This window comes from Steroidobacter flavus (assembly GCF_042651805.1).
GTDB classification, from domain to species: domain Bacteria; phylum Pseudomonadota; class Gammaproteobacteria; order Steroidobacterales; family Steroidobacteraceae; genus Steroidobacter; species Steroidobacter flavus.
The window spans coordinates 866,023-878,765 of sequence record NZ_JBHSDU010000015.1 but is presented as its reverse complement, the minus strand read 5'-3'; the positions used below and the strand labels follow the sequence as shown (position 1 = coordinate 878,765).

The 12,743-nt window shown below is 61.0% G+C and carries 16 protein-coding genes; 6 read left to right on the top strand and 10 right to left on the bottom strand.

The annotated features are described in order from the left end of the window. The first annotated feature begins 3 nt into the window (after positions 1-3). The gene (locus ACFPN2_RS31695; protein ID WP_380604212.1) at positions 4-579 is read left to right on the top strand and encodes a DUF4136 domain-containing protein; all 576 of its coding nucleotides are present in this window, start codon (positions 4-6) and stop codon (positions 577-579) included. Positions 580-588: 9 nt separating this feature from the next. Here ACFPN2_RS31695 and ACFPN2_RS31690 read toward each other — a convergent pair whose 3' ends face one another. The 3 genes from ACFPN2_RS31690 to ACFPN2_RS31680 all read right to left on the bottom strand — a co-directional run bounded on the left by ACFPN2_RS31690 (position 589) and on the right by ACFPN2_RS31680 (position 2,263). After that, entirely contained in the window at positions 589-939 is a 351-nt protein-coding gene (locus ACFPN2_RS31690; protein ID WP_380606707.1) for a response regulator, read from the bottom strand. A 179-nt stretch (positions 940-1,118) separates the two neighbouring features. Further along, positions 1,119-1,778 (bottom strand): outer membrane beta-barrel protein, encoded by a 660-nt coding sequence (locus ACFPN2_RS31685; RefSeq protein WP_380604210.1) that lies wholly within the window; start codon positions 1,776-1,778, stop codon positions 1,119-1,121. Positions 1,779-1,813: 35 nt separating this feature from the next. Next, complete coding sequence (locus tag ACFPN2_RS31680) at positions 1,814-2,263, bottom strand: helix-turn-helix domain-containing protein (RefSeq protein ID WP_380604208.1); 450 nt, start codon at positions 2,261-2,263, stop codon at positions 1,814-1,816. 169 nt (positions 2,264-2,432) lie between these two features. Here ACFPN2_RS31680 and ACFPN2_RS31675 point away from each other — a divergent pair, with 169 nt between their 5' ends. Continuing rightward, positions 2,433-3,227, top strand: coding sequence for a sterol desaturase family protein (locus tag ACFPN2_RS31675; protein WP_380604206.1), 795 nt, complete (start codon positions 2,433-2,435; stop codon positions 3,225-3,227). On the opposite strand, the gene ACFPN2_RS31670 is transcribed toward ACFPN2_RS31675, so the two are convergent. Both ACFPN2_RS31670 and ACFPN2_RS31665 read right to left on the bottom strand, forming a co-directional pair. After that, entirely contained in the window at positions 3,224-3,655 is a 432-nt protein-coding gene (locus ACFPN2_RS31670) for a cupin domain-containing protein (RefSeq protein WP_380604204.1), read from the bottom strand. The two genes, ACFPN2_RS31675 and ACFPN2_RS31670, sit on opposite strands and share 4 nt — an antisense overlap. Positions 3,656-3,706: 51 nt before the next feature. Then, a complete protein-coding gene (locus ACFPN2_RS31665; RefSeq protein ID WP_380604202.1) occupies positions 3,707-4,180 on the bottom strand; it encodes a hypothetical protein in 474 nt (157 codons plus the stop codon). 105 nt (positions 4,181-4,285) lie between these two features. Here ACFPN2_RS31665 and ACFPN2_RS31660 point away from each other — a divergent pair, with 105 nt between their 5' ends. Continuing rightward, positions 4,286-5,170 carry a LysR family transcriptional regulator gene (locus ACFPN2_RS31660; RefSeq protein WP_380604200.1) on the top strand — a complete coding sequence of 295 codons (885 nt, stop codon included), beginning with the start codon at positions 4,286-4,288 and terminating at the stop codon, positions 5,168-5,170. Continuing rightward, on the top strand, positions 5,171-5,710 hold the full coding sequence (locus ACFPN2_RS31655; RefSeq protein ID WP_380604198.1) for an RNA 2'-phosphotransferase: 540 nt from the start codon (positions 5,171-5,173) through the stop codon (positions 5,708-5,710). Between the two features lie 4 nt (positions 5,711-5,714). Here ACFPN2_RS31655 and ACFPN2_RS31650 read toward each other — a convergent pair whose 3' ends face one another. The 5 genes from ACFPN2_RS31650 to ACFPN2_RS31630 all read right to left on the bottom strand — a co-directional run bounded on the left by ACFPN2_RS31650 (position 5,715) and on the right by ACFPN2_RS31630 (position 9,461). Beyond that, positions 5,715-6,014, bottom strand: a complete 300-nt coding sequence (locus tag ACFPN2_RS31650; protein WP_380604196.1) for a hypothetical protein — start codon at positions 6,012-6,014, stop codon at positions 5,715-5,717. 27 nt (positions 6,015-6,041) lie between these two features. Then, a complete protein-coding gene (locus ACFPN2_RS31645) occupies positions 6,042-6,227 on the bottom strand; it encodes a hypothetical protein (protein WP_380604194.1) in 186 nt (61 codons plus the stop codon). Positions 6,228-6,600: 373 nt separating this feature from the next. After that, positions 6,601-7,578: a hypothetical protein gene (locus ACFPN2_RS31640; protein ID WP_380604192.1), complete on the bottom strand. Its 978-nt coding sequence runs from the start codon at positions 7,576-7,578 to the stop codon at positions 6,601-6,603. Positions 7,579-7,611: 33 nt separating this feature from the next. Beyond that, positions 7,612-7,974 (bottom strand): hypothetical protein, encoded by a 363-nt coding sequence (locus ACFPN2_RS31635; protein ID WP_380604190.1) that lies wholly within the window; start codon positions 7,972-7,974, stop codon positions 7,612-7,614. A 155-nt stretch (positions 7,975-8,129) separates the two neighbouring features. After that, positions 8,130-9,461, bottom strand: coding sequence for an MFS transporter (locus ACFPN2_RS31630; RefSeq protein WP_380604188.1), 1,332 nt, complete (start codon positions 9,459-9,461; stop codon positions 8,130-8,132). A 110-nt stretch (positions 9,462-9,571) separates the two neighbouring features. On the opposite strand from ACFPN2_RS31630, the gene cyoA reads away from it, so the two are divergent. Both cyoA and cyoB read left to right on the top strand, forming a co-directional pair. Then, the gene (gene cyoA / locus ACFPN2_RS31625; protein ID WP_380604186.1) at positions 9,572-10,723 is read left to right on the top strand and encodes a ubiquinol oxidase subunit II; all 1,152 of its coding nucleotides are present in this window, start codon (positions 9,572-9,574) and stop codon (positions 10,721-10,723) included. A gap of 6 nt (positions 10,724-10,729) precedes the next feature. Continuing rightward, positions 10,730-12,739: a cytochrome o ubiquinol oxidase subunit I gene (cyoB, locus tag ACFPN2_RS31620; protein ID WP_380604184.1), complete on the top strand. Its 2,010-nt coding sequence runs from the start codon at positions 10,730-10,732 to the stop codon at positions 12,737-12,739. Positions 12,740-12,743: the final 4 nt, after the last annotated feature.

Below are 12,743 nucleotides of genomic sequence, written 5' to 3'. Positions count from 1 at the left end.
TCCATGAACGCGGCAAAGTCATTCGCAACCGGCGCGCTGACGATCGTAGTGGCGCTGATCGCCGCCTGCGCCAGCAAGCCGACCATCCGCTCCAATGTCGATCAGTCAGCGGATTTCTCTAGATTTCAGACTTACGGATACTTCGACGAATTGACCGATCGCAAGCCGGCGTACGAGTCGTTCGCAACGTCGTATATCAAGAAGGCGATCGATCACGAGATGCAGCTGCGCGGCTTCGAGAAGAGCAACCAGCCGCAGCTGCTGATCAATACCCACGTGCAGACCCAGGACAAAGTGCAGGTGAATGAGACGCCCTATGGTGGCGGCTACTATGGCTATCGCTACGGAATGTATGGCTGGGGCGCGGGTGTCTCCACCACGGTGGACAACTACACCGAAGGCACGCTCAACATTGACGTCGTCGACACTGCATCGAAGAAGCTGGTGTGGGAGGGCATCGCGGTCGGCCGCATCCATGAGAAGTCGCGCGACGAGCCGCAAGCCGCCATCAGCGAAGTCGTCCGGCAGATTTTCGAGAAGTTCCCGAAACAGCCGCCGGCCGGCACGCCGCAAACCTGAGCTGACGGCTCAGCGCCGCAGTACTGCTTCGATGGCGTCGAGGATCTGAGCCGTCGGGCAGGGCTTGGTCAGCACCGCGGCGAACAGCTGCATTTTCTCGTCCCAGTTGGGCGGCGTCGCGGTGAGCGCGACGATAGGAATGTGCTCGAGGGCCAGCTGCGCCTTGATGTGACGGGCCGCGTCGAGGCCGCTGCCCTGGCGCAGATGCAAGTCCATCAAGATCACATCCGGTGTCAGCTTCGCGGCCTTCTGGACCGCGTCGGTCTCATTGGCCGCTTCAAACGCTGAATAACCGCGGGCTGTCAAAAGGCGCAATGCGCTCGCACGCGTACTGCGATCGTCGTCCACGACGAGTATCACTCGACTCAAAGTCCCACCTGGCACGTTGCTATTGCTGTTCACGACGAAGGACCGACGCGAACTCTACGTTCAGGGTTGCCCGCGGGACTGGGACGCCGTTCAGCTTTCGACATCGCGAGCGTGCCTTCGCGTGAGCGGTGTGACGCGGATCAATTTGGCCGATTTGTCGGTATCGCGGCTTAGAACATGAACGCCATGCCCAGCCGGAACTGATCGAAGTCCGGCGTGCTGCTCGACTTGGAATAGTCGAGCCAGTGCTTCTCATAGACCAGGCGCAGCGCGTAGCTCTTGTTGATGTCCCAGCGCACGCCGGCGCCGAGCTGATACGTGAACTCGTCGAACGACTTGGTGCTCTGATACGGCGTGCAGATGTAACCCCACCAGGGATCCCACCAGCAGCCGACCTGGACCCGGCTGTTGGGAATATTGGTGTCGACGAAGGCCCAGCCGGCGCCGACATTGATGAAGGGAGTGAGCGGGCCCTTGAGGATGTTGTAGTTCAACACCACTCTCGGTACGAACGTTTCAACGTCGCCGCTGACCTTGGCCGAGACGCCGGGCAGGGTGCCTGATACGAAGTTCGCGTCGTAGTTGACCTGGGACCAATCGATCGCGGCCTGCAGGTCCAGGTGCTCGTTGAAGCGCCATCCCCACCACAGCGTCGCGCCGATGTCGTCGTCGAAGTCGACGCTCGAGCCGCCGTCGAATTTGACCTTCTGGCTGAGCTGATAAACCACGTCGAAGCCGAATTCCTGGCCCGGCGGGCGAGTGTCCTGTGCCTGTACCGACCACGGCAGGCTGCTGGCAGCCAAAACGCCCGAGACGATCAAAACGCGCATGACAAGCCTCCTGATGACAGAGGCCTATATGACGATCAGTCGCTGAGGGCTGCCATCCGTAGCTCGGGCCGGGGCGCGGTCACTTCCCGCTGATGGACCGTCTGTGCCACACGCCACGCTCTCGGTGTTACGCCGACAACGCGACGAAACAAGCGGGCGAGATGCGCCTGATCGACGAGCCCGCAGTCGAGTGCGATTTGATTGAGCGGGTTTTGTGTGGAGCGCATCAGTTGCTGGGCGCGCTCGATACGGCGACGAATGATGTACTCGTGCGGTGGGTTGCCGGTGCTGTTGTGAAAGGCACGGCAGAAGTGAGAACGGCTCAGGCGCGCGACATCGGCGAGCTCGCTGTTGCGAATCGGCCGGTCGAGATTGCTCTCGATGTACGCGATCACGCGACGGGATTTCCACAACGGCAGCTCGGGGCGCGGCGGGCTGCTCACGCAGGGAACGATCTGGGCTGTGAAGGGCATCTGGTGGTTCATTCGCCGGCTCCTCTACCTGGCTGCCAGCTTGCCGCGATGCGCGCCGGAGGTCGTGTTAAGGGGCGTTCAACGGTGCAAGGCGATGCAAGGCCCGCCGGCGAGACGCGTGTCGCAGATCCTTGGCGTCGCGGATTGCTAATCAACACTACTGTCGATTAAGATCCCGGCCATGGAAACGGTGGCGGCAGTGCGAAGCTTTGTGGTGGACAACCCGATCGGGCGCTTTCTGGCGCTGTTCGTGATCGTCGGGTTCCTGGCGACGGTGTTTCAGGGCTACCTGCGGGCGCGGAAAATTCAGCCCAACGGCTTCAAGTGGCGCACGCTGCGTAATGAGTTTTTGTTCGCGGTCCTGAATTTGACCGTGACGGTTTTCGTGCTCGGCGCGCTGACCGCGTTTTTGACCAAGCACGGTTTCATTTCGTTCAAGACAGGCCCGACGGCGTGGTGGGTGGTCGCGCTGGAGTACTTGTTGTACTTCTTCGCGTTCGATACCTACTTCTACTGGTTGCATCGTTGGATGCACAACGAGCCGGTCTATACCTGGGTCCACAAGATCCATCACCAGTCGACCTCGCCGAACCTGCTCACGACGCTGTCGGTCGGTCCGCTCGAGTCCATTATCAACGGCGGCTTCGTGCCTTTGTTTACCGCGGCCTTGACTGTGCATGACACGACGATGGCGCTGATCACGCCGACCAGCATCATCATGGGCTTGTATGTGCACTCGGGTTACGAGTTCCTGCCGCGCTGGTGGAACAAATCGTGGGCGACGCGCTGGTTCATCACCGCTACGTTCCACGATCAGCACCACAAATACTTCAAATGGAATTTCGGCGGCTATACCACGATCTGGGATTTTCTGTGCGGCACGGCCCGGCCGAAATATCTCGCCGATTTCGATCAGATCAAGGCTCGCGCCAGTGGCGCAGGTTCCCCCGCATCGGCGGCTGCCTCTTCGGATTAACTTTTAGGAATCGCCTCGCCGGGCGGATTCTCCGCGAACCACTCGACGATTCCCGGCATCTCCCGCTCGAACCCACCGGGCACATTGATGCTCATGAACCCGACCCGCGCTGCGCCCCGGTTCTGGAAATCGTGAGTCGTGCCGCCGGGAATCAGGATGTACGAGCCACGCTCGGCCTGTGACCAGGCGCCGTCGAAGAACACGTTCAACTCGCCTTCGATGACGTAGTAAACGTGATCCTCCGGATGCGAGTGCGCGCCCGGGCCGCTCGTATTCGGCTCCAGCCACCATTCCGAGATCGAGTACCGCGCGCCGGTCTCACCGAGATCGGCCTTGAACACGGCGCGCATCTTTCCCATCGGATAAACACGGCCTTGGCCTGGCGCCACGATCGCGGCGGTCCGCTGCGGTTTGTTGGTGGGTTCCATGGAAGCCTCCGGCACAAGGGATTCGACGCCCGTGTCCGGAGGACTATACGACTAAGCGAACTGCCGGGCCACGTCCGCCCAACCGGCGACATGTAGCATGCCCGGCGGTTGCGGACCGCGCTGCGGGCCGAATAGATACCGGTTCGGCACCAGGCCCTGCATGGCCTTCAGCACATCGACGCGATCGTCGATGAAGTGGGTGATGCCCAACTCCCGGCAATGCACCGCCTTGTCCGGCCGGCGCAGGCAGAACCGCACGTTGCGGCGGTCGATGCCGGTGCGCTCGTAGAAGCGGTGACGCTCGAACCACTGCAGCGTTCTTTCCTGGATGCGCGGACCGCATTTGGAAACGATCCATACCTGCCCACCGAATCGCTGCACGAGGCCAGGCACCACGTCGAACATGCCTTCATACGGCGGTGTGCTCAACGCATGCTCGAGCGTGCCACCGATAAACGAGGTGTCCGGCTTCGCTTCATCTCCCGGGCTGATCAGGACGCGCCCCACGTCAATTCCCAATTTCATAGTTGTCTCCTTCATTTGGTTTGCGGAGCGGATTACACAGCGGCTGAGCTATTCACAGAACTTGATTATTTCTAGCGTCTATAGAATTCTTGAATAATGAAGCCGATGCGTGACCTCACTCTGGATGCCTTGCTGGCCTTCGCGGAGTTCGCCGAAGACGGGAATTTCAGCAAGGCGGCGGTGCGTCTGCATATCTCGCAGCCGGCACTGCATACCAAGATTGCCAAGCTCGGCCGGACCGTCGACCGTCCGCTTTACATCCGCCGCGGCCGTTCCATCGAGATCACGCCGGCCGGCCGCAAGGTGCAGCGGTTCGCGCGCGAGCTGTCGGCTTCGACGCTGGCGTTCCAGAGCGATTTGCTGGAGCAGGAGAGTGCCCAAACCGTCGTGCTGGCGGCGGGTGAAGGCTCATATCTGTATCTGCTGGGGCAGGGGATACGGGCGCATCTCTCCGCCAACAAGCATTCGCTGCAATTGATCACAGCGGACGGTGCGGCAGCTGTCGAAGCTGTGCAGTCGGGGCGGGCTCACCTGGGAGTCGCCTCGCTGGATGTCATCCCGAAAGGAATGATGACTCAGCCGCTGACGCGGGTCGGTCAGATGTTGGTGCTACCGAAGCAACATCCGTTGGCTGCGCGTCGGCGTATTCGACTGCGGGATCTCGACGGAGCCGAGTTGATCGTGCCGCCGTCCGGCAGACCCCATCGAGCGATGTTGTCGCAGATGTTGCAATCCGCCGAGGTGAGCTGGCGGGTGGCGGTCGAGGCATCGGGATGGGAGGTGATGCTTCATCTGGTGAAGCTCGGCATGGGGCTGGCCATCGTGAATGCCTGCTGTCGAGTTCCGACCGGCGTCGTCGTTCGTCCGCTGCCGGAATTGCCAGCGCTGCAGTATTTCGTTTTCTGGCGGACGGCCGCGCTGCCTCGAGTCGCGCTGGCGCTCAAACAAAACCTGCTCACGCACGCGAACGCGTGGAAGGAAGGGCGATAAATGTCAGAAGCGCGTCTGATCCGGATCTCCAGGCTGATGTCGCTCATCCTGCGACACAAGCCTCAGCAGTTCGGCATTCTGTTGGATGCGGAAGGGTATGCGCCCCTCGAAGAGGTCGTGCGCGCGGTGCGTGAATCGATCGCCGATGCCGGCATCGAGGATGTGCAACAGATCGTGGCTCACATCGAACCCGACAAGGCGCGCTTCTCGATCGAGGGTTCGGACATTCGCGCGAACTACGGCCACTCACTGCGTGACCGGATCGAGCAACCCCGAGTCGTCCCGCCCGAAGTGCTACTGCATGGGACCAGTGAAAGTGCAGTGCTCGACATCCGGCGCGAAGGCATCCGGCCGATGCGACGGCAATACGTTCACCTGACGACCCATCGGGATCTCGCCGCGCGAGTCGGTGGGCGGCATGGCAAGGCGACGGTGCTGGAAGTCGAAGCGTTGCGCGCATCCGAGGCGGGGCTGGCCTTCTATAGAGCGAATGAATCGTTCTGGCTGGCGGACTTCATTCCCGGCGCCTTCATTCGTTAGCGGTCTATTCCATCGAGCGCCGCAGCTCCAGGAATGCCTGATCGAAGGCATCGACCCGCAGCAACCCCAGGCGCGGGAACTCCAGATCCAGAATAAGATAGGCCGCGATGCTGACCATGGCGGCGAAACCGAGGACGTGAATCAAGCTCTGCCGTGTCGACTTTGCCATGCCGAAGCCTGCGAGCAGCGCGCTGACCAGGACCAGAAACGCCAGCATGAAATAAATGACGATCGGCGGATGTCGTCGTGTCGCCAGCAGGCGGGCATTCGCAAGATCGAACATTTCATTGACCGGTGGCAGCACGAACGAAGTGGTGCGTACGGTCGGGTCTTACTTTGCCGCCGCGATCAGTCGAGTCCAGATTGCTTTCTGTAACTCCGCCGCCTTGGCCAGGCTGGCAGCGACCTTGTCGTCATCGCTGACGTTTGCATAGATGGCCATGCGAGCGTCGAGATACTGTTTGAACTGCGCCTTGACCTCCGTGCGCGCATCGGGCTCGAGAATGTCGAGCCGCAAATAGGCCGTGTGCCGATCGCGTTGACTTCCTGGACGATGAGATCGCGGCGATAGTCGAAGCGCTGCGCAGCGCCCGTGAACGTGAATGCAATCAGCAAGCCCGTGAGCGCGTAGATCGCGCCGTCGACCGCACCCAGGCCGGTGACCGATTCTTCGCCCTCGGCTTGCAGCCGGGCGCGGCCCCACCGCCAGCCGAATCGCAGGCACGCCAATGCGCCCAGAAACAGCAGGGTGGAGAAGATCGCGGCTGCGAGTATGCGCATGTAGCGTCGAGTAGACGCACACCGATACGACGAAACATCGTGGCGTGGGGCAAGAAACATCGCCTGGATCGCAATTGCGCCGGCGATGTTTCCTCGATCTCAGCTCGCGGTCATCGCAGGATATCGTCTACGGCGCTGAATATGGCACCCGCCTGGTCGGCTCTGATGATCTGGCGTTGGGCGCGCCAGATATCTCTGATCGGCGCGGCCGTGCTATCGAAGAAGCCGACATAGTCATGGACGGTATAGTGCACTCCGGGCCAGCCGGAAACTATCCATACCGGACATCCGTCGAACAGACCGGTGACGCCGGTCGGGCCCAGAGGTAAATTGCAGCTTCGATTTTCGTAAGCGGCGTATTCGAAGAACGCCGGCAACCAACCGGCAGCGGTCGCCGGGGTCGGGGTGCCGGGGGCGACCTTGCTGCCCACCAGCGGTACCAGCCCGCGTTGTTGATAATTCGTCGGCGCGTTTGTTTTGAGGTAATAGTAAAGGGGTTCGACTTCGTCGAAGAAGGCGCCCTGGTAGTCGTCGATGGAGACGACATCGATGTAGGACCTATTGAGATCGCAGCCGTGATCCTTCATCCACAGGATTTCCCTCTTGCTGAAATTCACCCAGACGCGGGTACTGGGTGACAGGTTGCGAACCGTTTGCGCGGCGGCCTCAACCTGGATCTGCGTTAGGAGGATCCTGGGGTAATAAATTGAACCGCTGTTGCACGGGTTCTGCTGCTCTCCAACGGCGGTCAAATACGGCTCGTCGATCCACACCGCCGCGATCTTCGACCAATCATAGTTAGCTTCGGTCAACAGCTGCGTCAGAGCGGCGGGATCCTGGTAGTGACCATCGATCTGTAGAATCGTCTTCCGCGACGGTTGCGGAATCGTTGGCCAGAACCACGCCAGGTCGGTGTGTTCCTCCTCGATTTCGGGCGTCTGGTCGGCGCTCTTGAACAACGCCATTAGAAAGTTTCGAGGTTCGGCGGCCGCCGTTTGCCACGCCGAGCTGGCTAATAAGCCGATCAAGAGAAGTTCGGCGACGGCGAATTGCCACCGCCGCCGCGATCCAACGAAAGATGCGCTCACAGAGGTGCCTCCATTGCTGCCGTTGAATCCGCTTCAGTCCAAAGCGAGGATGGTGACCTTGCAGTAGGTTTGGCTGGTGGAGCCCGGCCACTGTTGTGTATCCACTGCGATGATGCGTACTGGCGCTTGGGTGTGATAGGCCGATAGCAACAGCGCATACGAGTTCTTGAAGCCCGCGCTGCTCGGATCAATCCAGAAGGCCACGCACGAGCCAGGTGGACTATCAACCAGGAAGGTAACGTGGCCGTCGACGGGAGCGATGTTGTACGAATACAGTCGTGTGACACTTTTCACCACTTCGTAGTCCGTACTGTGAGCATTGAGTGGCAACGCGGCCGTGGCGGCAACTCCGGCTAACAGTGCGATTCGACGAAGGAAGGGTGCGATGTGTTTCATCCGTTGATTCCCCAAAGGTGGTTGACGCTGCCTTGACGAAGCAACCGAGGGGTTCGCCGCATCCTTGGCATTTCCTGCACGCACCAGAGAATCGCAAGAGACTTGCGAAGGTGTCAACGGATCGATTATGAATCAGGGATTGGATGAACCCGGCGTTAGCGGTCTTGCACCATCTGCCGGTTCACAAACAACGCCACCAGTGTGCCGATCGCGCCGGACAACAGATAGGCGCCAGCGAAGCCGAGGCCGAAGCGGCTGGACAACACCAGCGCGACCCAGGGTGCGAAGCCGGCGCCGAACAGCCACGCGAGATCGGAGGTGATGGCGGAGCTGGTGTAGCGATAGTTCATTTGGAAGTTCGAAGCCACCGCGCCCGAGGCCTGGCCGAAGGAGAGGCCGAGCAGCAGGAAGCCGGAGATCATGAACACCACTTCGCCGAGCTCGCCGGCGGCCAGCAATTGCGGGGCGAAGCCGCTGAAGGCTGCGATGGCCGCGGCGGTGGCGGCGAGCAGGGTGCGACGGCCGACGCGATCGGCGAGCCAGCCGGAGGCAACGATAGCCGCGACACCGAACGCGGCACCGACTGCTTCAATCATGAGAAAGCGAGCCGGACCTTCCTGAGTGAACAGGAACACCCACGACAGCGGGAACACGGTCACCATGTGAAACAACGCGAAGCTGGCGAGCGGGGCGAACGCGCCGATGACGATGTTCCAGCCGCCCTGACGCCAGGTTTCCGCGATGGGCTGCGGTTGCAGCTCCTGAGTCTCGAATGCCTTTGTATATTCGGGAGTGACGACGATACGAAGGCGCGCGAACAGCGCCACGACGTTGATGGCGAACGCGACGAAGAACGGATAGCGCCAGCCCCAACTCAAAAAATCCTCGGCCGACAAGTTCGCGATGATGTAAGCGAACAACGAGCTCGCGACCATCAAGCCGAGCGGCGCGCCCAGTTGCGGAATCATCGCGTAGTAGCCGCGCCGTCTCTGAGGCGCATTCAACGCCAGCAACGAAGCCAGACCGTCCCACGAGCCGCCCAGCGCCAGACCCTGTCCGATACGCAGGATGCCTAGAAAATAAGCGGAGGCAACGCCGAAGTCTTGGTAACTTGGAATAAAGGCGATGGCCACCGTCGACGTGCCGAGCAGGAACAGCGCGATGGTGAGTTTCATGCCGCGCCCGGCGACACGGTCGATGGCGGTAAAAATTACTGTACCGAACGGTCGGGCGACGAAGGCGAGCGAGAAGATCGCGAACGAGTACAACGTACCCGTCAATGCATCCACGTAGGGAAAGATCAGCTTCGGGAACACCACCACCGACGCGATGGCATAAACGAAGAAGTCGAAGAACTCCGAAGTCCGGCCAATGATGACACCGATAGCGATGTCGCCGGGCCGAACCTCGCCCGCGTGCGCTTCATTCGTCCGCCGGGCATCGCGTTCCAGCGATGAGGTGGGCGCATGGGATTGCGCGGCGGTCATAGATCACTCCTTCGGAACATGGGGCCTTTATAGCGCCGGGCGACGTTATGGACCATTGGGCAAAACGCCCAATGTCGCTGCGCAACCGGACAGCCTATCCTGCTCGCCCGATGAAGCCCTTGAGATTTGTCAAACTGCTGCCGCTGCTGGCGATCCTGTTGGGGTTGTCCGCTTGTGACATGGTCGTGCTGAACCCGGCCGGCGACGTGGCCGCTCAGCAGCGCGATTTGCTGGTCATGTCCACGTGGTTGATGTTGCTCATCATCGTTCCTGTGATGGCGCTCACGGTTATTTTTGCCTGGCGCTATCGACACAACAATCGCGAAGCGCGTTACGAGCCCGATTGGCATCACTCCATGCGCCTGGAGCTGGTGATCTGGTCGGCGCCGCTGCTCATTATTATCTGTCTGGGCGCGCTCACCTGGCTCGGCACGCATCTGCTCGATCCGTATCGGCCCATCGATCGGCTGTCGGCGGACAAGGAAATTCCCGCGGACACGCGCGCCTTGCAGGTCGATGTCGTCGCACTCGACTGGAAGTGGCTCTTTATCTATCCCCAGTACGGCGTTGCCACCGTCAACGAAATGGCGGTGCCCGTGAATCGACCACTGGCGTTGCGGATCACGGCGTCGTCGGTGATGAACGCGTTCTATGCCCCGCATCTGGCCGGCATGATCTACGCGATGCCCGGCATGGAGACCCGACTGCACGGTGTCTTGAACGAAGCGGGCGACTCGGAAGGAATTTCCGCCAATTACAGCGGCGCCGGATTCTCGGGCATGAAATTCAAGCTGCGCGGCATGAGCGACACCGAGTTTCAACGCTGGGTCACCAACGCACGCGCCGCCCAGCAATCGCTGACGCGCGACGCGTATTTGCAATTGGCGAAGCCGTCAGAGCGCGAGCCGGTGCGCTATTTCACCGACGTGGATAAACAGCTCTATGACTTGATCGTCGGCATGTGTGTCGAGCCGGGCAAGATGTGCATGCACGACATGATGGCCATCGACGAGCGCGGCGGCATGGGCAAGGCCGGCATCTACAACGTGGCCCGTCGCTCGGACGATCTGCCGCGTGCCGTGTTCGGTTCCGATAACTCACATGTCATCGGCATCTGCGCGGCGCCGCTGGTGCGTACGTTTGAAGACGACTTGCTGCCGCAGGTCGATCGCTCGCCGCTGCGAGGGGCGGGATTGCCACGTCCTACGGCCAGTCGGTCCGGTTCTTTGCTCGCGGACATCGAGTCCCCGAGCTCGCGGTAATTGACGATGCAGCACGCAGATTCGCCAGTCTTGGATCCGATCTTTGGTCGCTTGAGCCTCGCGGCCTTGCCGTTGCACGAGCCCATCCTCGTCGCGACCTTCGCAGCCGTGGCCATCGGTGGCATCGCTTTGCTCGCCGGCGTCACTCGCTACCAGCTGTGGGGCTATCTGTGGCGCGAGTGGATCACCACGATCGACCACAAGCGCATCGGCATCATGTACATGATCCTCGGCATCATCATGCTGCTGCGTGGCTTTGCTGACGCCGTCATGATGAGGTTGCAACAGGCGATGGCGTTCGGCGGCTCGGAGGGCTATCTCAACGCGCATCACTACGATCAGATCTTCACCGCGCACGGCGTGATCATGATCTTCTTCGTGGCCATGCCGCTGGTCACCGGCTTGATGAACTACATCGTGCCGCTGCAGATCGGCGCGCGTGACGTTGCGTTCCCATTCCTGAACAACTTCAGTTTCTGGATGACCACGGCCGGCGCCATCCTGGTGATGTTCTCGCTGTTCGTCGGCGAGTTCGCGCGCACCGGCTGGCTCGCGTATCCGCCGCTTTCGGGCATTCAATACAGTCCGGACGTAGGCGTCGACTATTACATATGGGCGCTACAAATAGCCGGCGTAGGAACCTTGCTCTCGGGCGTGAACCTGTTGGCGACCATCATCAAGATGCGTGCGCCCGGCATGACTCTGATGAAGATGCCGGTGTTCACCTGGACCTCGCTGTGCACGAACGTGCTGATCGTCGCCGCGTTCCCGGTGCTGACGGCGGTGCTGGTGCTGTTGTCGTTGGATCGTTACGTGGGGACGAACTTCTTCACCAACGACTTCGGCGGCAACCCGATGATGTATGTGAACCTCATCTGGATCTGGGGTCACCCCGAGGTGTACATCCTGATCCTGCCGTTGTTCGGCGTCTACTCCGAAGTCACGGCCACGTTCTGCGGCAAGAAGCTGTTCGGCTACAGCTCGATGGTGTACGCGACCGTCGTGATCACGATCCTGTCTTACATCGTCTGGCTGCATCACTTCTTCACGATGGGCTCGGGGGCGAGCGTCAACTCGTTCTTCGGCATCACGACCATGATCATCTCCATCCCCACGGGGGCGAAGATCTTCAACTGGCTGTTCACCATGTATCGCGGCCGGATTCGGTTCGAGCTGCCGATGATGTGGACCGTGGCGTTCATGCTCACGTTCGTGATCGGCGGCATGACGGGCGTGCTGCTGGCGGTGCCGCCGGCCGACTTCGTGCTTCACAACAGCCTGTTCCTGATCGCGCACTTCCATAACGTGATCATCGGCGGCGTGCTGTTCGGGCTGTTCGCCGGCATCAATTACTGGTTCCCGAAGGCGTTCGGCTTCAAGCTCGACCGGTTCTGGGGCCTGGTATCGTTCTGGTTCTGGGTGATCGGCTTCTGGGTGGCGTTCACGCCGTTGTATGTGCTCGGCCTGATGGGCGTGACGCGCCGGCTGCGTTACTTCGAAGATCCGTCGCTGCAGATCTGGTTCCAGATCGCCGCCGTGGGCGCGGGCCTGATCGCGATCGGCATCGGCGCGATGTTGATCCAGTTCTACGTGAGCTTCCGCAAGCGCAAGGAGTTGGCGGACACGACCGGCGATCCGTGGGACGGCCGCACGTTGGAGTGGTCCACGTCGTCGCCGCCGCCGTCCTATAACTTCGCGTTCACGCCCATCATTCACGACGGCGACGCGTGGTGGGACATGAAACAGCGCGGGTATCAGCGGCCGTTAGGCGGCTTCCGGGCCATCCTCATGCCGGCCAACACGGGCGCAGGCTTCATCCTGGCGGTGCTGAGCACGGCATTCGGCTTCGCCATGGTCTGGTACATGTGGTGGCTGGCGATCGCGAGCTTCATCGGCATCGTCGGCTTCACGATCTATCACACGTTCAACTACAAGCGGGACTTCCACTTGACCCTGGACGAAGTCGTTCGCGCCGAGGAAGAGCGCACCCGGTTGCTGGCCACGGTGCGGAGCTAATCGA